Annotated in this window: 16 protein-coding genes and 1 pseudogene; 6 read left to right on the top strand and 11 right to left on the bottom strand. The window is 62.0% G+C overall.

The window, feature by feature from the left end:
* Positions 1 to 37: 37 nt before the first annotated feature.
* Positions 38 to 1,084 (top strand): class I SAM-dependent methyltransferase, encoded by a 1,047-nt coding sequence (locus tag M2S36_RS01380; protein WP_207834936.1) that lies wholly within the window; start codon positions 38 to 40, stop codon positions 1,082 to 1,084.
* A gap of 142 nt (positions 1,085 to 1,226) precedes the next feature.
* On the opposite strand, the gene M2S36_RS01375 is transcribed toward M2S36_RS01380, so the two are convergent.
* The 6 genes from M2S36_RS01375 to yghU all read right to left on the bottom strand — a co-directional run bounded on the left by M2S36_RS01375 (position 1,227) and on the right by yghU (position 8,532).
* Positions 1,227 to 2,471 (bottom strand): saccharopine dehydrogenase family protein, encoded by a 1,245-nt coding sequence (locus M2S36_RS01375; RefSeq protein WP_021782415.1) that lies wholly within the window; start codon positions 2,469 to 2,471, stop codon positions 1,227 to 1,229.
* Between the two features lie 31 nt (positions 2,472 to 2,502).
* Positions 2,503 to 3,600: a carboxynorspermidine decarboxylase gene (locus M2S36_RS01370; protein ID WP_333956576.1), complete on the bottom strand. Its 1,098-nt coding sequence runs from the start codon at positions 3,598 to 3,600 to the stop codon at positions 2,503 to 2,505.
* 343 nt (positions 3,601 to 3,943) lie between these two features.
* The gene (locus M2S36_RS01365) at positions 3,944 to 4,861 is read right to left on the bottom strand and encodes a pyridoxal-phosphate dependent enzyme (RefSeq protein ID WP_207834935.1); all 918 of its coding nucleotides are present in this window, start codon (positions 4,859 to 4,861) and stop codon (positions 3,944 to 3,946) included.
* The gene (locus M2S36_RS01360; RefSeq protein ID WP_207834933.1) at positions 4,858 to 5,532 is read right to left on the bottom strand and encodes a helix-turn-helix transcriptional regulator; all 675 of its coding nucleotides are present in this window, start codon (positions 5,530 to 5,532) and stop codon (positions 4,858 to 4,860) included. Before M2S36_RS01360 ends, M2S36_RS01365 begins: the two co-directional genes overlap by 4 nt.
* A gap of 184 nt (positions 5,533 to 5,716) precedes the next feature.
* On the bottom strand, positions 5,717 to 7,420 hold the full coding sequence (locus M2S36_RS01355) for an amidase (protein WP_063914811.1): 1,704 nt from the start codon (positions 7,418 to 7,420) through the stop codon (positions 5,717 to 5,719).
* A gap of 269 nt (positions 7,421 to 7,689) precedes the next feature.
* Entirely contained in the window at positions 7,690 to 8,532 is an 843-nt protein-coding gene (gene yghU, locus M2S36_RS01350; RefSeq protein ID WP_333956575.1) for a glutathione-dependent disulfide-bond oxidoreductase, read from the bottom strand.
* 200 nt (positions 8,533 to 8,732) lie between these two features.
* Between yghU and M2S36_RS01345 the strand changes: the two genes are divergently transcribed.
* The gene (locus M2S36_RS01345; protein ID WP_333956574.1) at positions 8,733 to 9,779 is read left to right on the top strand and encodes an alpha/beta hydrolase family protein; all 1,047 of its coding nucleotides are present in this window, start codon (positions 8,733 to 8,735) and stop codon (positions 9,777 to 9,779) included.
* On the opposite strand, the gene M2S36_RS01340 is transcribed toward M2S36_RS01345, so the two are convergent.
* From M2S36_RS01340 to M2S36_RS01325, 4 genes and pseudogenes are all read right to left on the bottom strand, one after another.
* Positions 9,741 to 10,934 (bottom strand): MFS transporter, encoded by a 1,194-nt coding sequence (locus tag M2S36_RS01340; RefSeq protein ID WP_333956573.1) that lies wholly within the window; start codon positions 10,932 to 10,934, stop codon positions 9,741 to 9,743. The two genes, M2S36_RS01345 and M2S36_RS01340, sit on opposite strands and share 39 nt — an antisense overlap.
* A gap of 247 nt (positions 10,935 to 11,181) precedes the next feature.
* Positions 11,182 to 12,768 (bottom strand): ABC-F family ATPase, encoded by a 1,587-nt coding sequence (locus tag M2S36_RS01335; RefSeq protein WP_075045122.1) that lies wholly within the window; start codon positions 12,766 to 12,768, stop codon positions 11,182 to 11,184.
* 20 nt (positions 12,769 to 12,788) lie between these two features.
* Positions 12,789 to 12,995, bottom strand: a pseudogene (locus M2S36_RS01330) (site-specific integrase); the annotation flags it as partial.
* Positions 12,996 to 13,058: 63 nt separating this feature from the next.
* Positions 13,059 to 14,426 carry an HD domain-containing phosphohydrolase gene (locus M2S36_RS01325; RefSeq protein WP_333956572.1) on the bottom strand — a complete coding sequence of 456 codons (1,368 nt, stop codon included), beginning with the start codon at positions 14,424 to 14,426 and terminating at the stop codon, positions 13,059 to 13,061.
* A 171-nt stretch (positions 14,427 to 14,597) separates the two neighbouring features.
* Between M2S36_RS01325 and M2S36_RS01320 the strand changes: the two genes are divergently transcribed.
* Together M2S36_RS01320 and M2S36_RS01315 are read left to right on the top strand one after the other, a co-directional pair.
* Entirely contained in the window at positions 14,598 to 15,524 is a 927-nt protein-coding gene (locus tag M2S36_RS01320) for a cytochrome-c peroxidase (RefSeq protein ID WP_333956657.1), read from the top strand.
* Positions 15,521 to 17,332, top strand: a complete 1,812-nt coding sequence (locus M2S36_RS01315; RefSeq protein WP_233687401.1) for a DAHL domain-containing protein — start codon at positions 15,521 to 15,523, stop codon at positions 17,330 to 17,332. Before M2S36_RS01320 ends, M2S36_RS01315 begins: the two co-directional genes overlap by 4 nt.
* A gap of 73 nt (positions 17,333 to 17,405) precedes the next feature.
* On the opposite strand, the gene M2S36_RS01310 is transcribed toward M2S36_RS01315, so the two are convergent.
* Positions 17,406 to 17,663, bottom strand: coding sequence for a hypothetical protein (locus tag M2S36_RS01310; protein WP_207834883.1), 258 nt, complete (start codon positions 17,661 to 17,663; stop codon positions 17,406 to 17,408).
* 756 nt (positions 17,664 to 18,419) lie between these two features.
* On the opposite strand from M2S36_RS01310, the gene M2S36_RS01305 reads away from it, so the two are divergent.
* Both M2S36_RS01305 and M2S36_RS01300 read left to right on the top strand, forming a co-directional pair.
* Positions 18,420 to 18,764 carry a hypothetical protein gene (locus M2S36_RS01305; RefSeq protein WP_207834881.1) on the top strand — a complete coding sequence of 115 codons (345 nt, stop codon included), beginning with the start codon at positions 18,420 to 18,422 and terminating at the stop codon, positions 18,762 to 18,764.
* A gap of 355 nt (positions 18,765 to 19,119) precedes the next feature.
* Positions 19,120 to 21,176: Ig-like domain-containing protein (locus M2S36_RS01300; RefSeq protein WP_333956570.1), on the top strand; the 2,057-nt coding region annotated here is incomplete at its 3' end.

Below are 21,176 nucleotides of genomic sequence, written 5' to 3'. Positions count from 1 at the left end.
TCGCTGGCGATGGCCTTCTTGCAGAGGAGGGCAGGTCATGGACGAGGCAAGGCTTCACGACTTCATGGGCAAGCTGGTGGGCGACATGGGCGCTGCGGCGACCTTGGCCAACGTGATTCTTGGCGATGAGCTGGGGTTGTATCGGGCCATGGCCGACAGCCAGCCGACCACCCCCGAGGCGCTGGCGGAAAAGACCGGCTGCCACCCGCGGCTGGTGCGCGAATGGCTCAGCGCCCAGGCCGCCTCGGGTTACATGGTGCATGACAAGGGCCGTTTCGTGTTGCCCGAAGAGCAGGCCATGGCCCTGGCGCTGGAGGATTCCCCGGCCTACATGGCCGGTGGTGCGGCGGTGGTGGCAGCGCTGTTCCATGACAAGGACAAGTTGGTCGCGGCCATGCGCGGCGACGGCGGGCTGGCCTGGGGCGACCACCACCCCTGCATGTTCAGCGGCACCGAACGGTTCTTCCGGCCGGGCTACCGCACCTTCCTGGTGGCCGAATGGTTGCCGGCACTGGAGGGCGTGGTGGCCAAGTTGCAGGCGGGCGCCAAGGTGGCGGATGTGGGCTGTGGGCATGGTGCTTCCACGCTGGTCATGGCCCAGGCGTTTCCGGCATCCACCTTCGTTGGCTACGACTACCACGGGCCTTCCATCGCCACCGCCAACGAGCGTGCGCGCGAGGCGGGGTTGGCGGGACGGGTGAGCTTCCAGCAGGCCAGCGCCAAGGACTACCCGGGGCATGACCATGACCTGGTGTGCTTCTTCGATTGCCTGCACGACATGGGCGACCCGGTGGGGGCTGCGAAGCATGCTTACCGCGCGTTGAAGGCCGACGGCACGGTGATGCTGGTGGAGCCTTACGCCGAGGATTCGCTGGAGGGCAACCTGACACCGGTTGGGCGCTTGTTCTATGCGGCATCGACGTTTATCTGCACGCCGAATTCGTTGTCGCAGGAGGTGGGGCTCGGGCTGGGCGCGCAGGCCGGGGAAGCGCGGTTGCGGGCGGTGTTCGAGGAGGCGGGGTTCAGCCGGTTCCGGCGAGCGACGCAGACGCCGTTCAACCTGATCCTGGAGGCTCGGAAATAGAGGTAAGCCTGTGCCGGCCCTTTCGCGGGTAAACCCGCTCCCACAGGCATTTCACAGGTCTGTAGGAGCGGGTTTACCCGCGAAGAGGCCGGGCCTGCAAAAACAGAAGGGGCGCCTTGATGGCGCCCCTCTGTCTTGCTGCTTAGGCTTCAGCGTCCCAGGGACGATCACCTTTTTCATCCTTGACGCGGGTCGGCAGGCCCATCACGTCCAGCGCCTTGAGGAACGGCTCGGCTGGCAGCTCCTCGACGTTGACCATGCGCTTGGCATCCCACTCGCCACGGGCAACCAGCAGGGCGGCAGCCACTGGCGGTACCCCGGCGGTGTAGGAAATGCCCTGGCTGTCGGTCTCGGCGTAGGCTTCTTCGTGGTCGGCCACGTTGTAGATGAACACTTCGCGCGGCTGGCCATCCTTGGTGCCCTTGACCAGGTCACCGATGCAGGTCTTGCCGGTGTAGCCCGGGGCCAGCGAGGCTGGGTCCGGCAGCACGGCCTTGACCACTTTCAGCGGTACCACTTCCAGGCCTTCGGCGGTTTTCACCGGTTGCTCGGAGAGCAGGCCCAGGTTCTTCAGCACGGTGAACACATTGATGTAGTGCTCGCCGAAGCTCATCCAGAAACGCACGTTCGGTACGTTGAGGTTCTTCGAAATCGAGTGAACTTCATCGTGGCCGGTCAGGTACAGGTTCTGCGAACCTACCACCGGCAGGTCGTCGGTACGCTTGACCTCGAACATGGTGTTGCTGGTCCACTGGCTGTTCTGCCAGCTCCACACTTGCCCGGTGAACTCGCGGAAGTTGATTTCCGGGTCGAAGTTGGTGGCGAAGTACTTGCCATGCGAACCGGCATTGACGTCGAGGATGTCGATCGAGTCAATGCTGTCGAAATACTGTTGCTGCGCCAGCTTGGCGTAGCTGTTCACCACACCCGGGTCGAAACCGACGCCGAGAATGGCGGTAATGTTCTTTGCCTGGCACTCTTCGAGGTGTTTCCACTCGTAGTTGCCGTACCACGGCGGGGTCTCGCAGATCTTGCCCGGCTCTTCGTGGATGGCGGTGTCCAGATAGGCGGCACCGGTATCGATGCAGGCACGCAGCACCGACATGTTGAGGAAGGCGGAACCAACGTTGATCACGATCTGCGATTCGGTCTCGCGGATCAGCGCCTTGGTTGCCTCGACATCCAGGGCATTGAGCGAGAAGGCCTGGATGTCTGCGGGTACCTTGAGGCTACCCTTGGCCTTGACGCTGTCGATGATGGCCTGGCATTTGGAGATGTTCCGTGACGCAATAGCGATACGACCCAGTTCGTCGTTATGCTGCGCGCACTTGTGGGCCACCACCTTGGCGACACCTCCTGCACCAATGATAAGAACGTTCTTCTTCAATTTGTCACTTGCTCCTTACTGAAAGCCGGTCTTACGACAGGCTGGAAACGTAGTCTTCGAAACCGAACTCGCGCACCACTTCGACGCTGCCGTCGAGTTGCTTGACCACGATGGATGGCATTTTCAGACCGTTGAACCAGTTTTTCTTGACCATGGTGTAACCCGCCGCGTCGACGAACGACAGGCGATCACCGATGGCCAGCGGACGATCGAATTGGTACTCGCCGAAGATGTCACCGGCCAGGCACGACTTGCCGCAGACCATGTAGGTATGCGCGCCGTCGTTGGGGGCCATCTTGGCGTTGAGGCGGTAGATCAGCAGGTCGAGCATGTGTGCTTCGATCGAGCTGTCGACCACGGCCAGGTGCTTGCCGTTGTACAGGGTATCGAGCACGGTCACTTCCAGCGAAGCGCTGTTGGTGATGGCCGCTTCGCCCGGCTCCAGGTACACCTGCACGCCGTACTTTTCCGAGAAGGCTTTCAGGCGCGCACAGAAGGCGTCCAGCGCGTAGTCCTCACCGGTGAAGTGGATGCCGCCACCGAGGCTGACCCACTCGACCTTGTGCAGCAGGTGCCCGAAGCGTTCTTCGATGTGCGTGAGCATCTTGTCGAACAGGCCGAAGTCGCCGTTCTCACAGTTGTTGTGGAACATGAAGCCGGAGATCTGCTCGATCACCTGTTCGACCTTGGCCGGGTCCCATTCGCCCAGGCGGCTGAACGGGCGGGCCGGGTCGGCCAGCAGGTAGTCGGAGCTGCTGACCTGCGGGTTGACGCGCAGGCCGCGGACCTTGCCTTCGGACTGAGCGGCAAAGCGTTGCAGTTGGCCGATCGAGTTGAAGATGATCTTGTCGCAGTTATCGAGCATTTCCTCGACCTCGTCGTCGGCCCAGGCCACGCTGTAGGCGTGGGTTTCGCCGGCGAATTTCTGGCGGCCGAGCTTGAGCTCGTACAGCGACGAAGAGGTGGTGCCGTCCATGTATTGTTGCATCAGGTCGAAGACCGACCAGGTGGCAAAGCACTTGAGGGCGAGCAGCGCCTTGGCACCGGAGTGTTCGCGCACGTAGGCGATCTTCTCCATGTTGCCCAGCAGCTTGGTTTTATCGATGAGGTAGTACGGCGTCTTGATCATTTAAAGGCCCCCGGCCAGGCCGGCCAAAAAAAGGACACGCATTGTGCCTTCACTTGCCGCAGACCGAAAGGGTGGGTTACGCATTTCGTCGTGGTTGACGCCGTTGCGAGGGGATTTTTCCGGTTGCGGCGGGCTTAGTAGAACAGCGGCATGTGACTATCGTAATCAGCAACCGTGTGTCTCAAGGAGAATCCGATGAGCGTTGGATTGGATGGCACCGGCTTCGCCGGTGTTCGCGGGCTTGCCCGCTCCCACAGGAACCGCGTCAGCTTACACAACCCTTGATGCCAATACAGTACTTGTGGGAGCGGGTTTACCCGCGAGGAGGCCGGTACAGGTAACCTCAATCAACCTGCTTCAACCACGCCTGGATCTGCTCCAGCGTGGCGGTAGCCCCGCCACAAACCACCACCAGCACATTCTGGTACTGCGCCAGGGCGCCTGGTGCATAGGCCAGTGCCAACGCCGCCCCACAGGCAGGTTCCACCAGCACGCGATGGTCTCGCAGGAACCGCTCGCAGGCTTCCAGGGCAGCGCGGTCACTGACCAGATGGCTGTGCACCGGATGCTGCTGCACGCACACCAGCGCCTGGTCAGCCACACGCTTGGCCCCCAGCGACGTCGCCACCGAGGCAATACGTTCCAGCTCCACCGAATGCCCCGCCTGGATGGCCGCATGCAGCGATGCCGCGCCTTCGGTTTCCACTGCCAGCACCGGCACATCGCCCCAGCCGTTGCGCTGCAGCCCCTCGACCACGCCACTGAGCAAACCGCCACCGCCGACCGACAACACAACGGCATCCGGCTTCACGCCGGCCTCGGCGACTTCATCCACCAGGCTGGCATGCCCGGCCCACAGCAGCGGGTCGTCAAATGGGTGGATGAAGGCGTCATCCGGGCCGACCAGGGTCTGCGCCAGGGCGTTGGCTTCTTGCCAGGAGCTGCCATGCACCACTACCTGTGCGTCCTCCAGGCGCAGCAGTTCCTTGGCCCGCTCAGTGGTGGTCTCGGGCACCACCACGGTCACTGGTACGCCCAGCTTGCGCCCGGCATAGGCCACTGCCAGGCCCGCGTTGCCGCCCGAGGAAGACACGAAATGCCGCGCGCCACGGGCATGGTGCACCTCGCAGGCGTGGCCTACGCCGCGCAACTTGAACGAGCCGCAGGGCTGCAGGGCCTCGAGCTTGAGCCAGACGTTGCGGCCAGCGGCCAGCGAAAGCGGCCGGGATTCGATCAGGGGGGTATGAATATGCAAGGTCATTGGCTGGCTCCGCGCAGTTGCTCAAGGTAGTTGTAAACGGTGTAGCGGGTCACGCCAAGGGCGCTGGCGGCCTTTTCCACGCCGCCCTTGACGATGAACAGGCCACGCTCCTGCATCACTCGTACGGCCTCGACCTTGGCCTGCTTGTTCATCCGCCCTTGGCCGCTGCGCTGCAGGGATGCCTGGATTATCTCGCTCATCAGCAGTTCCATGTCGGCGGGTTCACTGACGGCAGGCGCCGCCCCCAGCGGCTGGAACTGCTGGAGAAAACTCATGGCGGCGTCGAGGCCGGTGACGTCGGTGTTGACACAGAGGCTGGCGAAGGGGTGCCCGCTGCGGTCGCGGAAGATCGCCGTGGCGCTGCGCAGGGTGCGGCCCTTGAGGGTGGTAGGGTAGTCGGGCAGCACTACCGGCGCGCAGCCGTGCTGGTCGGCCGACGCCTGCATCAGTGCCTTGAAACCTTGGTCCTGTTCCGGGGCGGCGAGGATCGGGCTACCGACGCTGCGGCCGGAAAGGTGGCCGTTGACGATCGCCACCACGGAGTGTTCCGGGTGGTCGAGGTCGTGCAAAAGGATTTCCATGTTGCGCGCGGCAACGCTGCCCAGGGCCTGGATGGCGGCCTTGAGGACGGTGAGGGTGAGCTGGCGTTCTTCGCTGGGGGTGATAGGCATGGCAGATCGAAAAATCAACGTTTTGTGTATTTTTACACATGAAGTTGAATTTTGCGATTTGCTTTTTCAGGTCCATTCGCGGGTAAACCCGCTCCCACAGGTTCACCACAGGTCTTGAGTACTGTGGGGGCCCTGTGGGAGCGGGTTTACCCGCGAATGGGCTGCAAAGCAGCCCCTTCAGACCTCAGCTCAGGGCCGGGGTACGCGGCGGGATCATCCGCCGCGACCCGGTCGCCTCGAAGGCTGCACCGAAGCTAAGCAGCGCATTGTCGCTGTAAGCCCGGCCCGCAAAGGTCAACCCCACTGGCATGCCGATATCGGCCATCACGCCCATCGGCACAGTCACGGTCGGCACCCCCAGGTGACGGATCGCCAGGTTGCCGTTGGCCACCCAGATTCCGTTGCTCCAGGCGATGTCGGCCGATACCGGGTTGACGTCGGAGTCAGCCGGGGCCACATCGGCCACGGTGGGGAACAGCACCGCATCCAGGCCCAGCTTGTCCATCCAGTCTTCCAGGTCCATCTTGCGGGTCTGCTCCAGACCGCGCAGGCCGTCGGGCAGGGTCTCGATCTGGTCCCAGGTCTTCAGGCCACGCTTGGCCATGTTGACGTATTCGTCCATGCCGGCAGCCAGGTCGTCCTCACGGTTGGGCAGGGTGCCCGGGTCGTGGGGGAAAATCTGCGGCCCGTCGACGTCGGCCAGGCGGTTGAGCCTGGGGTCACCATTGGCGCGCAGGAAGTCGTCAAAGGCCCAACCCGACAGCTCCCACAGTTCGTCATGCAGGAACTCCTTGCTGACGATGCCGCGGTTGTACACCGTCGGTGCGCCCGGGCGATCACCTTCGCAGTTCGACACCAGCGGGAAGTCCACTTCCAGCACTTCGGCACCGGCCGCTTCCAGTGCCTGCCGGGCCTGCTGCCACAGGTCGATCACCGTGGCGCGGGTGTTGATGCGCTGGCCGGTCGGGCCGCCAATGCCAGGCTTTTCGGAAGTACCGGCCTCGGCATCGGCATTGATGTACATGCGCGGCACGCCAAAGCGCTTGCCCTTGAGCGCGCTGGCATCAACGGCCAGGTCCAGGTACGAAGCCGGGCGCACCGTCGAAGCCGCCGGGATGGGCACCCAGGGTTGCAGGCGCCACAGGTCGCCACGCTTGTCGGCGTCGTCAGCTACGACTACATCGAGAATTTCCAGCAGGTCGGCCATGGTGCGGGCATAGGGCACCACCACGTCCATGGTCGGTGTGAGCGGCCAGTTGCCACGCACCGAAATCACCCCGCGCGACGGGGTATAGGCGCACAGGCCGTTGTTGGACGCCGGGCCGCGGCCGCTGGACCAGGTTTCTTCGGCCAGGCCGAAGGCACTGAAGCTGGCGGCGGTGGCGGTGCCGGCACCGTTGGACGAGCCCGAGGCGAACGGTGCGGTCAGGTAGTTGGCGTTGTACGGACTTTCGGCGCGGCCATATACGCCGCGCTGCATGCCGCCGTTGGCCATGGGCGGCATGTTGGTCTTGCCCAGGCACACGGCGCCGGCGGCGCGCAGGCGTTCGATGGTGAAGGCGTCGCGCTGGGCCACCAGGTCCTTGAAGGCCGGGCTGCCCGATGCAGCGGTCAGGCCCTTGACCAGATAGCTGTCCTTGGCGGTGTAAGGGATGCCGTCCAATGGGCTCAGGACCTGGCCTTTGGCACGACGGGCGTCGGAGGCCTCTGCTTCTTTCAGTGCCTCGGGGTTGCGTACCACTACGGCGTTCAGGGCAGTGGCGGTGTCGGCGCCATCGTAGGCGTCGATGCGTGCCAGGTAGGCCTGGACCAGCTCGACCGCCGTCGTGCGACCCGATTCGAGCGCGTCGCGCAGCTCGGCAATGGAAACCTCGGTTACCTCGATCATGCGTTCACCAAAAAAAAATGTGCAGGTGGGGGCTAATGCGAGGAGTGTACAAGAAGGGCTTGCCGGGCGCAGGTTTGCGCGGGGGCAAATGGTTTTTTGCAGGCGGGCATTGTCGGGGCCTTCCCAAGCACTGCACGGACTCTTGTGGGAGCGGCCTTGCGTCGCGAAAGGGCCGCAGAGCGGCCCCGGCGATTTCACAGTGATACGAAGACCCTGGGGGCGCTTCGCACCCCTTTCGCGACGCAAGGCCGCTCCCACAAGGGGGCGCGTCAACCGTCCAGGTCTGCCGCCGCATGCCGCTCCGGCACCTGGCTGGCTTCATCCCCCCAGGTCCGGTTCACCCGGGTGCCGCGCTGTACCGCCGGGCGCAAGGCAATCTCCTCGGCCCAGCGCTGCACATGTCGGTACTCGTCCACCGCCAGGAACTCCGCCGCGCCATACAGGTTGCCGCGCACCAGCTGGCCATACCACGGCCACACGGCGATGTCGGCGATGCTGTATTCCTCGCCGCCCAGGTAGCGGCTTTCGGCCAGGCGCCGGTCGAGCACATCCAGCTGGCGCTTGGCTTCCATGGTGAAACGGTTGATGGCGTACTCGAACTTTTCCGGCGCATACACATAGAAGTGGCCAAAGCCACCGCCCAGGTAAGGCGCCGCCCCCATCTGCCAGAACAGCCAGTTCAGGCTCTCGGTGCGTGCAGCTGGCGCTTTCGGCAGCAAGGCGCCGAATTTTTCTGCCAGGTACAGCAGGATCGAACCCGACTCGAACACCCGCACCGGCGGCTCGACGCTGCGGTCGAGCAGGGCGGGGATTTTCGAGTTGGGGTTGACCTGGACGAAGCCGCTGGAGAACTGCTCGCCCTCGCCAATGCGGATCAGCCAGGCATCATATTCGGTACCTTGGTGGCCCTGCGCGAGCAGCTCTTCGAGGGCGATGGTGACCTTGACGCCATTGGGCGTGGCCAGGGAGTACAGCTGCAGCGGGTGCTTGCCCAGCGGCAGGTCCTTGTCGTGGGTCGGGCCGGCAACCGGGCGGTTGATGCTGGCGAACTGGCCGCCGGACGCTGCGTCGTTGCGCCAGACCTTGGGTGGTACGTAGGCGGGCTTGCTCATGCATGAATCTCCTTCAATGGCGCGAAACGGTCACGTAAGAACGTGGGTCTGCATCTATGCCACGGGTTCGACGAATAGCGCAAATGCATAGGGTGCGAGCGTGAAGTGCATGACTTCGGTTTCATCCAGGTTTCATCCGGCGCAGGCCAGGCCGGTTCTATGCTGGGCTATCTCTTCGCCCTGCAAGGAACCGCCGGCCGATGACTCTTGCACGCTGCGTGTTGGCGCTGGCCTTGCTCGGCGGCCTGCTGGCCCACGCCGAGGCCGCGCCCTGGGTTGCCGGCCTGCACTACATGACCCTGGCCGACCCGGTCGACGCCCGGCCCATGCAGGCGCTGGCGTTCTACCCGGCCATTGGCAAAACCCGCACCAGCCGCATCGATGGCTACCCGGTCAACGTGACTGAAGAGGCGCCGGTAGCGTTGGGCCAGTTCCCGTTGCTGGTGCTGTCCCACGGCAACACTGGCAGCCCGCTGGCCTTGCACTACCTGGCGACGTCGCTGGCGCGCCAGGGCTTTATCGTGGTAGCGGTGGTACACCCCGGGGACAACGCCCGCGACCACAGTCGCCTGGGCACCCTGAGCAACCTGTATGGCCGGCCGCTGCAAGTCAGTGCCGCCATCACGGCCGCTCGCGCTGATGCCTTGCTGGGGCCCTACCTGAACGACGGCAAGGTGGGGGTGATCGGCTACTCGGCCGGTGGTGAAACCGCCTTGATTCTCTCCGGCGCGCGCCCTGACCTGGACCGCCTGCGCCAGTATTGCCTGGAGCGCCCGAATGACGCCGACGCCTGCAAGACCCACGGTGTGCTGATTGCCGATCGCAGCGAACTGGTGCCCGAAGCCGACCAGCGGGTGGGGGCGGTGATGCTGATGGCACCGCTGAGCCTGCTGTTCGGGCGCCATGCCCTGGCCGGGGTGCAGGTGCCGGCACTGATCTACAGTGGCGACAGCGACCAGTTGGTGGCTGTGGACCGTAACGCCGAAGCCCTGGCCCGCAAGCTGCCGGTTACACCGGACTACCGCCTGTTGGCCGGCGCCGGGCACTTCGTGTTCATGGCCCATTGCGATGCCGAGCAATACGTGCGGATGCCGGCGCTGTGCAAGGACGCCGAAGGCGTGGACCGCCGTCATATCCATCATTCACTGCAGCGTGAAACCGCGGCGTTCTTCAGCCAGACGCTGGGCGCGCCGCAGCCGGCCGAGCGTTCAGCCGCGACCAGCGCGCCGCGCCAGCAACAGCGTTAGGCCGACACCGGCCAGGGCGAGCAGGGCCGCCACACAGAAGATCGAGGCATAGCCCAGGTGCACGGCCACCGCGCCCATCACCGGCCCGGCGATGGCCAGGGCGATGTCGAAGAACACCGCGTAGGCGCCCAGCCCTGCGCCACGACTGCTGCTAGGCACCTGCTTGATCGCCTCCACCCCCAGCGCCGGGTACACCAGCGACAGGCCGAAGCCAGTAAGCCCGGCGCCGATCAGCGCCCACGATGGCGACGGTGCCAGCCACAGCAGGCTCAGGCCGAGCACTTCAGTGGCCATGCACGTGACTGCGACGTTGTAGCCGCCAAAACGGTTGACTGCGTTGACGAACAGCAGCCGCGAAATGATGAAGCACACGCCAAAGGCACTCAGGCACCAGGCCGCGCCCACCCAGCCGCGCTCCAGGTAATACAGGGTGACGAAGGTGGTCAGGGTGCCGTAGCCGATAGAAGCCAGGGTCAGGCCCAGGCCGCACGGTGCGACGCGGCCGAAGGCCGACCAGAAGGGCAGGCGCTCGCCGCGCACCACCACCGCGTCTGGCCGCCTGCGCAGCACCAGCAGGGCCGATACCGCCAGCACCAGCAATGCCGGCCCCAGCACGCTGAAGCCCAGCCCGTCCACGGTCAGTACGCCCAACGGGGCGCCGATGGCGATGGCGCCATAGGAGGCGATACCGTTCCAGGAAATCACTCTGGCGGTGTGCTCGGGCCCGACCTGGCTGATACCCCAGCTCAGCGTGGCCACGCCGATCAGCCCTTGGGCGATGCCCAGCAGCAAGCGCCCGCCGAGCAACAGCGCCAGGCTCAGCAGCGGTAGCGTCAGGGTCCAGGCCGATAGCAGGGTCAACGCCCCGCAGCCGGCAATCCCCAGCAAGCCGAAGCGAATGGCCCGCTTGCCCCCCAAGGTATCCGCCACGCGCCCGGCAAACGGGCGGCTGAGCAGGGTGGCCAGGTATTGCAGGCCAATGGTCAGCCCGGCGACCACCGCGCCATAGCCCAACTGGTCGTGCACATGGCTGGGCAGCACGGCGATGGGCAGGCCGATGCAGAGGAAGGCAATGAAGGTGTAGAAAACGATCGACAGGATCTGCAGGGTGATTTGCAGCGTGTTGCTGGCGGGGACGGGCTGTTGCGCGGTCATGGGCTCGTTCGCGGGCGGGCGGTTGGGCGTGGTCCCATCATGGCCGTTGCGTGAAGGAAATGAAAGCAGGCTAACGAATTATTCGTCGGGCAGTGCCAGACTGTGGGATTGATGGTGGATTGTTCGCGGGTGAACCCGCTCCCACAGGATTTGCATAGGCCTCAAATGCTACGCAGTCCCTGTGGGAGCGGGTTTACCCGCGAAGAGGTCGGCCCTGCCATACAACATGGCCAGGCCGCCCTGTCAATCAGACCAGTACGCCCTGGCTACGCAGGTAATCGTCGTAGGTACCGCTGAAGTCCACCACGCCATCAGCCGACAGCTCGATGATGCGCGTGGCCAGCGACGACACGAACTCACGGTCGTGGCTGACGAACAGCAGGGTGCCCGGGTAGTTTTCCAGCGCCAGGTTCAGCGCCTCGATCGATTCCATGTCCAGGTGGTTGGTCGGCTCGTCCATCACCAGTACGTTCGGCTTCTGCAGGATCAGCTTGCCGAACAGCATGCGGCCTTGCTCACCACCGGAAATCACCTTCACCGACTTGAGGATCTCGTCGTTGGAGAACAGCATGCGCCCGAGGGTGCCGCGGATCACCTGTTCGCCGGAGGTCCACTGGCCCATCCAGTCGAACAAGGTCATGTCGTCTTCGAAGTCGTGGGCGTGGTCCTGGGCGTAGTAGCCCACTTCGGCGCTGTCGGTCCACTTCACTTCACCCTTGTCCGGGGTCATTTCACCGACCAGGGTGCGCAGCAGGGTGGTCTTGCCGATACCGTTGGGGCCGATGATCGCCACGCGCTCGCCAGCTTCGATGGTGAAGCCCAGGTCCTTGAACAGCACCTTGTCGTCGAAGGCTTTGGCCATTTTCTCGACGGTAACGGCCTGGCGGTGCAGCTTCTTGGTCTGTTCGAAGCGGATGAACGGGCTCACCCGGCTCGACGGCTTGACCTCGGCCAACTGGATCTTGTCGATCTGCTTGGCCCGCGAGGTGGCCTGCTTGGCCTTGGAGGCGTTGGCCGAGAAGCGGCTGACGAAGGTCTGCAGTTCAGCGATCTGGGCTTTCTTCTTGGCGTTGTCCGACAGCAGTTGCTCGCGGGCCTGGGTGGCAGCGGTCATGTACTCGTCGTAGTTGCCCGGGAACACGCGCAGCTCGCCGTAGTCCAGGTCGGCCATGTGGGTGCAGACACTGTTGAGGAAGTGCCGGTCGTGGGAAATGATCACCATGGTGCTGTTACGCGCGGTGAGGATGGTTTCCAGCCAGCGGATGGTGTTGATGTCCAGGTGGTTGGTCGGCTCGTCGAGCAGCAGCACGTCCGGGTCCGAGAACAGCGCCTGGGCCAGCAGCACGCGCAGCTTCCAGCCCGGTGCCACTTCGCTCATCGGGCCGAAGTGCTGTTCCAGCGGAATACCCAGGCCCAGCAGCAGTTCACCGGCGCGGGATTCGGCGGTGTAGCCGTCCATCTCGGCGAATTCGGTTTCCAGCTCGGCGACGGCCATGCCGTCTTCCTCGGTCATTTCCGGCAGCGAGTAGATGCGGTCACGCTCGGCCTTGACCTTCCACAGCTGGCCGTGGCCCATGATCACCGTGTCGATCACGGTGAATTCCTCGTAGGCGAACTGGTCCTGGCGCAGTTTGCCCAGGCGAGTGTTTGGCTCGAGCATGACCTGGCCACCGGACGGCTCCAGGTCACCGCCGAGGATCTTCATGAAGGTCGACTTGCCGCAACCGTTGGCGCCGATAAGGCCGTAGCGGTTGCCGTTGTTGAATTTGACGGAAACGTTTTCGAACAGCGGCTTGGAGCCGAACTGCATGGTGATGTTGGCGGTGGAGATCAAGGAGCTTACCTATCAATAACTTACGTGGCTTCTTCGCAGCTGCGGACCAATTTCGGACCAATCTGGAGCTTTTCCGGCTCCTGCCAGTCGTTGGACGAGTTAATCCAGCGCGCATAAGTCGATAGAGCATCTGCACGCCATGCCCGAGCTGTTGGGCGATAAATGCGGGGGTTGAGACCAGACATTGAACCTATTGTCGCATATGTGAGACGGCAGTCATACGGGGGCGGCCAGGCACCGCGCTTGCCACGATGCTGGTCAAACGGATTCAGCGCCTGCCCGCAACCGGGTCAGCCCGCCGCTGCGGGCGCCGGCTGCAGGCAGGCTGACTGCTCGGGAATCCTGACGAACACGCTGTATTTGCCACCTTCCATTTCTTCGAAGGCAATCAGTTTTTTTACCAGCAGACCGCTCAGTACCTTGCCGGCATTCAATAACAGCATGCCGTTGTCGGCATTGAGGTTGCGCGCCAGTATCATGCCCTCTGCCAGCTCGTGGGTGCTCAATACCTTGATCGCCGGGTCGGTCAAGGTAATGTCACGCATGTACTCGGCACAGACGTTGACGAAGTCTTCCACCAGGTCTGGGTCATACAGCTTTCCAGAATATTTGCGTATGTAGAGCAGTGCCTCATCGCTGTTGAGCTGGCGATCCAGGACCAGTCCGCGCTGCAATTCGATGAAATCCACGGCCATTTTCAGCCAGCGGGCGCCCAGTGGAATTGCCGCGCCTTTCAGGTGGCCCGGAAAACCGCTGCCGTCCCACCGTTCCTGGTGGTGAAGTATGAGTTGTGCGGCCTCCTTCATTGGCTCCAGGGTCATGACCAGCGCTTCGCTCTGTTTCGGGTATGACCGGTATAGTTCGCGCTCTTGTGGAGGTATGAGATCGGCAGGGCAGGTGAGCATGCTGTCGGTCCAGCTCATCTTGCCGATGTTGTAGAGGGCTGCAGCCATGGTCAGGTTGCGACAGGTACCTTCGTCCAGCCCATGGCTGGCGCAATACACCCGTATCAATTCTATGACCTGCCGGTTGGTCTGCTTGGCCTTGGGCAGGCGCATGTTGCCTAACTGCGAAAAGAACTCGGTGCTGGTCACGTAACTGCGCTTGAGTTCTTCATAGGCAAGGTCAAGCATGTCGGCAGTTTGTTGCAGCTCGGCGGTGCGCGCCGCTACACGCTGTTCAAGGCTTTCGTTAAGCGCCTTGAGCTGCCTGATCTGAACCTGAGTGAGCTGTTCCAGGCGCTTTCGTTCGCTTTCCGAATGTTGGTGGGCCAACGCCTGGCGCAAGGTGACCACCAGCTCTTCATCATTCCAGGGTTTGCTGATGTAACGATAGATATGCCCATCATTGATGGCTTTTGCGATGGTGTCCGTGTCAGCGTAACCCGTAAGCAGAATGCGCAACGTGTCGGGAAAACGCTCATGTACGTGCGCCAGCAGCGTGGCCCCGTCCATGTTTGGCATGCGTGCATCACTCATCACCAGGTTGATCGGGCGCTGCTGGAGTAACTGCAAGGCATCGGCGCCGTTTTCAGCGAGGAGGAGTTCGTAGGGTTGGTTGCGTAGCAGACGACGAAGGCTGTTGAGAATCGAGGGTTCGTCGTCAACCAGAAGTATCACGGCTTTGTCTGCTGTGCCATCGGTAACGGGTAGCTCCATGGGTCCCTCCTTGCCGGTCTCAGCCAGACTAGTCCCTGGCCACAGCCTAGATGATATTTGCCCCGGCTGTTAGCTTTTGTCGGTTGGCCTCACTATGCTCGGAGACAGGTGCTTCTCGCCAGGGAGGGTTGCGCTGTGCCGATCTGTCTGCAGGTTCGCATCGTTTCCGCGATGCTTGTGGTTTTGCCAGCATTGGCGTTTGCCCAGAGCATCGGTGGGCCGTTGACGCCATTGCCGGCGGTGCCTGAGCTTGACCCTGCCCGGGTGGAGCTGGGACGCAAACTGTTCAATGACCCGCGTTTGTCCCCCGATAACAGCCAGTCCTGTGCTGATTGCCATCGCCTGGACCGTGGTGGCGCGGACGGGCAGGTGCGCTCGCCTGGTGCAGATGGCAAGCCCTTGGCAGTTCACACCCCCAGCGTTTTTAACGCCAGCCTGAACTTCCTGCAGTTCTGGGATGGGCGTGCGCAATCGTTTGACGGCCTGGTGCACCTGGCAACCGGCAGTGCGGACGACAAAGGAGATGGCTGGTCTGCCGTGGTTCAACGAATTGCTGGCGATCCGGCCTACCAGGCTGGTTTTGCCCAAGCCTATGGCAAGCCAGTGACTACCCTCGATGCCAGGGATGCCCTCGTCACGTACCAGCGTACCTTGCTGACACCCGATTCACGCTTCGATCGCTATCTGAAGGGGGATACCAGCAGCCTCAGCCTGGAAGAGAAGCATGGCTATCAGCGCTTCCAGGAATACGGTTGCATAGCCTGCCATCAGGGCGTGAACATCGGCGGCAATATGCTGCAGAAGTTCGGTGTTTTCGATGACTACTTCGCCAACCGTGGCAATGTTGCCGAGGTGGATCGGGGGCACTACAACGTGACCGGTGATCCGGATGACCTCTATCTGTTCAAAGTTCCCAGCCTGCGAAACGTAGCGGTCACTGCCCCTTACTTTCATGACGGTTCGGCGCCTACCCTGGAAGCCGCTGTCGATGCCATGTTTCATTATCAGTTGGGACGTAATCCGAGCGGCGATGATAAAGCGCTGATCATCAAGTTTCTGCAGACGCTCACTGGTCAGTGGGAGGGTAAGCCGCTATGAGATTGAACGCGCGGCGCAGTCTTCTGCTGTTGGCTACATGTGCCATGTCGCTGGCGTCGGTGCTGGTCTATTTGTACTGGATGTCCAAATCCGATGAGAATGGTACCTACGCCCAGGCGCGTGATCTGATTCGCCAGATCAAGCAGTACGATGCCCAGTGGGAAGGCGCAGTGCTCAAGTCGCGCACCACTACCAATTACAACTATGACCCGCTGGTGCTGCCGCTGCTGGAAATGAAACGTCTTTGGCGGGAATTCGGCACGCTGGAGGGGCGTCACCCGCAAACAGATATGCTTGCCTGGCAAACGGCCTTTCGCGATTACCAACAAGCCTTCGACGACAAGGTGCTGCTGGTCTCGCGCTTCAAGTCGCACAATGCGATCCTGCGAAACTCCCTGGCTTTTCTCCCGGCTGCAGCGGATGTAATACAGGTGCACCTTCGTCAATTGGTCGATGCCGATACACTGCGCCTGCGCAGAATCACCAGCGATACCTATGACTTGATGCTAAGCAGCCTTGAGTTTGCCCAGACCACAACCGATGAAAAAGCTGCCGACATCCTGGTTGGACTCAACAATCTTTCGGTCAACAAGGAGCGCTTGCCTGTCGACTTTCAGGTGCCTATCGATACCATCAGCAAACACATAGAGTTGATTCTTCGTGAGCAACCCAAGGTCGATCAGCTGCTTGAAGCGATCGAGGCGGTTCCGATCGCCGAGCGCCTGGACGCCATTGCCCTGATGCTGGACCGCGACGAGCAAGCAGCAGCGCTAACGGCTCAGCGATACCATTTCTACCTGCTGGTGTTTTCCACCCTGCTGGTGTTGCTGTTGCTGTACATGGGGATATGGCTAATGCGCAGCTATGCCGAAATTAACCGTGTAAACCGAGCGCTGGTGAGCGCCAACGACGAATTGGAACAGCGGGTTGAACGGCGCACCCAGGCACTCACCCAAGCCAGCGCTGCACTGCAGCGCGAGGTGGATGAACGCCGGCAACTCGAAAACCAGTTGGTCCAGTCGGAAAAGCTCGCCTCGCTCGGTCAGCTGGCAGCCGGCGTCGCCCATGAGGTCAATAACCCGATTGGTTTTGTCTCGTCCAACCTCGGCGCACTGGATGATTATTTCAACCGTTTGCAGGACATGCTCAAGGCATATGCTGACGCGGAAAATACCCTGATTCCGAACGGGCTCAGCGCGGAGCTGGCGAAATTGCGCACGGAAATCGAGCTGGACTACTTGCTGGAGGACATTCCGGCGCTGATCCGCGAATCCAAGGACGGTATCAGCCGCGTTGCGCGGATCGTCAAGGACCTCAAGGACTTTTCACGAGTAGACAGCAGCCATGACTGGCAACTGGCAGACCTGCATCAAGGCATAGAGTCAACATTGAACATTGTTGCCAGCGAACTCAGGCACAAGGCAGACCTTGTCAAGAATTACGGCGCATTGCCGCAGGTCGAGTGCCTGCCTTCGCAGATCAATCAGGTAATCATGAATCTGCTGGTCAATGCCACCCAGGCGATGGGCGCCGAGCGTGGCAGAATTACCCTGCGAACCGGCGCCAGTGACAATTGGGTGTGGATCGAAGTTGCAGACAATGGGTGTGGCATTCCTGCCGAAAGCCTGCAAAAGATCTTCGATCCGTTCTACACGACGAAGCCCATCGGCCAGGGCACCGGGCTGGGATTGTCACTTTCGTACGGAATCATCAAGCGTCATGGTGGCGAGATCCGCGTAGACAGCGAGGTGGGTGTCGGTACGACATTCAGGGTCGAACTGCCCATCCGTCAGGCCAGGTCGGCCTGAACCCGCCCCCGAGGGCACCAGGGAGGGAATGCAAAATGCCGTGCCCCCTGGGACATAAGCGCAAACAAACCCTTTAAGTGTAGTGGTGAGGATAAAGCTTCATGTCGTGTTCCAGCTTTTCGGCATCCGTCACCCGTTTGCGAACCTCGGCATAAAATTGCTGGCTGTGATTCTGGAATCTTTTATAGTTCTGCGCACTTGCTTTCAGGGCTGCCTTCAGCTCGTCTCCGTTCAGGCCTTCAGCTTTTTTTTGGGAAACTACATATTTTTGCCAGCTGTTTTCTACTTGCGAGAGCCCTTGTGCTAGGGCTTGAGTCTCGATTGTCGCCATGGGTGCATCCTCTTCAAGGCCGGTTCTGGCCAGATGGTATGGATCGCTAGAGCGACGATGCAGATGCAGGGTACTGAGGCCATCGAAAAAGCGCCCGAACGTGGAGCTTAGCTTGTATGTAGCGCTTTGCGGGACAGTCCAGTGTCAGGATGTTGGAACGGGAATTGCTGCGACCCTGAGGCATCGATCATGCGGGGTACGCAGAAATGACTCAGAATGACCGCTACTACATGATCTTCGTTGTGGTTGCTGTGCTGGTCCTGGATCTGGCAGCGACGTTTGTGTTTCTGAAGGCCATCGCCTGATCCCCGTTTGTGGGCCCAGTTGCACCCGAAATCGGGGGCTTCGGCAGGGTGACAACCCGGCTCGGGCAAGCCTTGCCCGCTCTCTGTCGGGTTCATGGCCACACGGCACTGCAGGCCCCGAGTCGAGCGCCAGCTGAAATCTCGCGCAAGAAGACCATGCGCTTGCGGCCATGCCTGTGCGAGCCCACTGGAAAACAAGGGAAGCTCGCCCAGGCTGGCCGATCTGGAACATGCCGAGTAACCCACGAACCAGGTTATCTTCGCGGGGAGAGCCCGCCCCTTGAACCGATATAGCAAACAAGCCTAATGCCCGGGTGACATTGAGCAGTAACATGGGCAAACCAAAACAAAAAAAGGGCATGCGGCTTGGCAACACTTTACCAGGTTACTCGATGGGGTAGCAGGAGTGTGTCGCGTGAAGAGCTCAAGGTCGGTAGCAGGCGCAATACTGATGTCTACTTTCGCCACACTGTTCATGGCAGGCTGCGCACATGACCCCGATGTGCGTGAGGGCCATGGGTATGCGTCCGGAGCCACGGAAAGAAGTACGCCGGCGTACCTGGGGTGCGTCAAAAGCGAACTTCCAGGGCGTGTGAAAACCTACCAGGTCGATGGTGACAACTCGGTCAAACTGTTCGTCGATAGCACCGACCCCAACAAGGCGGGTGGCTTGGTCGAGGTGCGGGGCACGGGAGCCCGGCAACAGTTCAGGGCTTATCAACGCGATGCCTGGTACGACCACGGCAGGCTGCTGGACGCCGCGCTGATGTGTTCAAAACCAGTGGCTGGTCTCTGAGCAAAGTGGCCAAACTCAAGTTTGGCCAGGAGACTGCCAATTTTTTGCCTGCGTCCAGTTGAGTGGGTCTGACCGGGAAGTGCCATCCGTTTGCATCCATCAACATGGCCGAAGGTACTTTTACGTACGCTTTCCCAAATAAGGTCAACTTTATTTTATTGATCAAGAAACTATTTGTGACTATTTAATTCGGAATAGCAGGACACTCGGGTCGCCGTGTTGGTGTAGTCGTCAGCGTTGTAAGTCTTTCCGAGTTATTTATAGAAAACCGACTGGCGTTTTAGGGAGGGCATGCTATTTCTGGAAATACGAGTGCGACTGCTCGGTCGTGCTGTTGACAAAGGGACTGTCAGGTATGTCGATTCAGGCCAAGGTATCTCCCCTCGCTCAAAGTGTTTCTTCTGCCGCCCCCATCGCAATCCCCAACAACGGAATACTGACACTCACCCAGAGCAGTAACGTTGTTCTGGATATTGCTCCTGAAAGCGTGACGGGCTACACAAAAAGCGGTCCCGATCTGATCGTACAACTGAAGTCCGGCGAAAGCCTGCGCATTGCCAACTTCTATGTCGAGGGGCAGCCTGCAAGCCAGTTGTATCTGGTTGACCGGGACAAACTACTGGCCGTCGACTTGCCGCCGGTTGCTGCCGATGGGCCGCTGGTGGCGGGTTATGTGCCCCAGGAAAGCCTTGCCGGGTTCGACTCGCTCACTGCTGCCGACAGCACCGTTGCCGGGCTGAGCCCTGGCGGTGCACTGCTGGCCGGCGCAGCGATCATCGGTGGCGGCGTTGCGATCGCCAATAGCAACGATGGTGGTGGTGGCGGTGGCAGTGGTGAAGGCAGCGTGCCGCCTGACACCACGGCCCCGGCCCCGGCTAGCGGCCTGCAGATTGCCACGGATGGCAGCAGCATCAGCGGCAAGGCCGAGCCGGGCGCCACCGTGGGCGTCGACAGCAACGGCGACGGGCAAACGGATGTAAGCGTGGTGGTCGGCCCTGATGGCAACTTCCAGATTCCGCTGAACCCGCCACTGACCAACGGCGAAACGGTTTCTGTAGTGGTGACCGATCCGGCCGGCAACAGCAGCCCGCCCGTGACCGTGCAGGCCCCTGACTTTCCTGATGCGCCGCAGATCAACCCGAGCAATGGTTCCAGCCTAAGCGGTACCGCCGAGCCGGGCAGCACCGTGGTGCTCACCGACGGCAACGGTAACCCTATCGGCCAGACTACCGCCGACGGCAACGGTAACTGGTCATACACCCCGGACACCCGGCTTCCAGATGGCACGGTGGTCAAGGCGGTGGTCGAGGATGCCGCCGGTAACAGCAGCCCGCCCGCCAGTACCATCATCGATGGCGTGGCGCCGTCGGCACCGGTGATCAATCCGAGTAACGGTACCGAACTCAGCGGTACCGCCGAGCCGGGCAGCACCGTGACCCTGACCGATGGCAGCGGCAATCCGATCGGCCAGATCACCGCCGATGGCAGCGGCAACTGGAGTTTCACCCCCGGCACGCCGCTGGCCAACGGTACCGTGGTCAACGCCACGGCAACCGACCCGACCGGCAACACCAGCGGACAGGGCAGCACCACCGTGGACGGCGTGGCCCCGGGCGCGCCCACCATCAACCTGAGCGATGGCAGCAGCCTCAGCGGCACCGCCGAGCCAGGCAGCACTGTGGTCCTCACCGATGGCAACGGCAATCCCATCGGCCACACTACAGCCGACAGCAATGGCAACTGGTCGTATCCCACGGATAGCCAACTGCCTGATGGCACGGTGGTCAACGCGGTGGTCGAGGATGCCGCCGGCAACAGCAGCCCGCCCGCCAGCACCATTATCGATGGCGTGGCGCCGTCGGCCCCCTCGGTCGACCCGAGCAACGGCACCGAGATCAGCGGTACCGCTGAGCCGAACAGCACCGTGACCCTCACCGATGGCAGCGGTAATCCGATCGGCCAGGTGACGGCCGATGGCAGTGGCAACTGGACCTACACCCCGGCCACGCCGATTGCTGATGGCACAGTAATCAATGTGGTGGCCCAGGACGCAGCCGGCAACAGCAGTATTCCGTCGAGCACCACAGTGGATTCGCAGGCCCCGGCCGCACCAGTGGTCAACGCCAGCAATGGCACCACGATCAGTGGCACCGCAGAACCGGGCAGCACCGTGACCCTGACCGATGGCAGCGGCAACCCGATCGGCCAGACTATTGCCGACGGCAACGGTGACTGGACCTTTACCCCGGCCACACCGCTGGCCAACGGCACGGTGGTCAACGCCGTGGCCCAGGACCCGGCCGGCAATACCGGCCCGCAGGGCAGTACCACGGTGGATGCGCTCGCACCCGCTGCGCCGGTGGTCAACCCGAGCAATGGCGCCGTACTCAACGGCACCGCCGAGCCAAACAG

Source organism: Pseudomonas sp. SF2, assembly GCF_036858055.1.
Lineage (GTDB): Bacteria > Pseudomonadota > Gammaproteobacteria > Pseudomonadales > Pseudomonadaceae > Aquipseudomonas.
Note: the sequence above shows the minus strand (reverse complement) of the source record. Positions and strands in the feature narration are given on the sequence as shown.

What these genes read in the sequence shown, in the direction of transcription:
- M2S36_RS01380 (WP_207834936.1), top strand. Translation starts at nt 38, where the DNA reads ATGGACGAGGCAAGGCTTCACGACTTCATGGGCAAGCTGGTGGGCGAC.
- M2S36_RS01370 (WP_333956576.1), bottom strand. Translation starts at nt 3,600, where the DNA reads ATGATCAAGACGCCGTACTACCTCATCGATAAAACCAAGCTGCTGGGC.
- M2S36_RS01365 (WP_207834935.1), bottom strand. Translation starts at nt 4,861, where the DNA reads ATGACCTTGCATATTCATACCCCCCTGATCGAATCCCGGCCGCTTTCG.
- M2S36_RS01360 (WP_207834933.1), bottom strand. Translation starts at nt 5,532, where the DNA reads ATGCCTATCACCCCCAGCGAAGAACGCCAGCTCACCCTCACCGTCCTC.
- M2S36_RS01355 (WP_063914811.1), bottom strand. Translation starts at nt 7,420, where the DNA reads ATGATCGAGGTAACCGAGGTTTCCATTGCCGAGCTGCGCGACGCGCTC.
- yghU (WP_333956575.1), bottom strand. Translation starts at nt 8,532, where the DNA reads ATGAGCAAGCCCGCCTACGTACCACCCAAGGTCTGGCGCAACGACGCA.
- M2S36_RS01345 (WP_333956574.1), top strand. Translation starts at nt 8,733, where the DNA reads ATGACTCTTGCACGCTGCGTGTTGGCGCTGGCCTTGCTCGGCGGCCTG.
- M2S36_RS01340 (WP_333956573.1), bottom strand. Translation starts at nt 10,934, where the DNA reads ATGACCGCGCAACAGCCCGTCCCCGCCAGCAACACGCTGCAAATCACC.
- M2S36_RS01325 (WP_333956572.1), bottom strand. Translation starts at nt 14,426, where the DNA reads ATGGAGCTACCCGTTACCGATGGCACAGCAGACAAAGCCGTGATACTT.
- M2S36_RS01320 (WP_333956657.1), top strand. Translation starts at nt 14,598, where the DNA reads ATGCTTGTGGTTTTGCCAGCATTGGCGTTTGCCCAGAGCATCGGTGGG.
- M2S36_RS01315 (WP_233687401.1), top strand. Translation starts at nt 15,521, where the DNA reads ATGAGATTGAACGCGCGGCGCAGTCTTCTGCTGTTGGCTACATGTGCC.
- M2S36_RS01310 (WP_207834883.1), bottom strand. Translation starts at nt 17,663, where the DNA reads ATGGCGACAATCGAGACTCAAGCCCTAGCACAAGGGCTCTCGCAAGTA.
- M2S36_RS01305 (WP_207834881.1), top strand. Translation starts at nt 18,420, where the DNA reads ATGTCTACTTTCGCCACACTGTTCATGGCAGGCTGCGCACATGACCCC.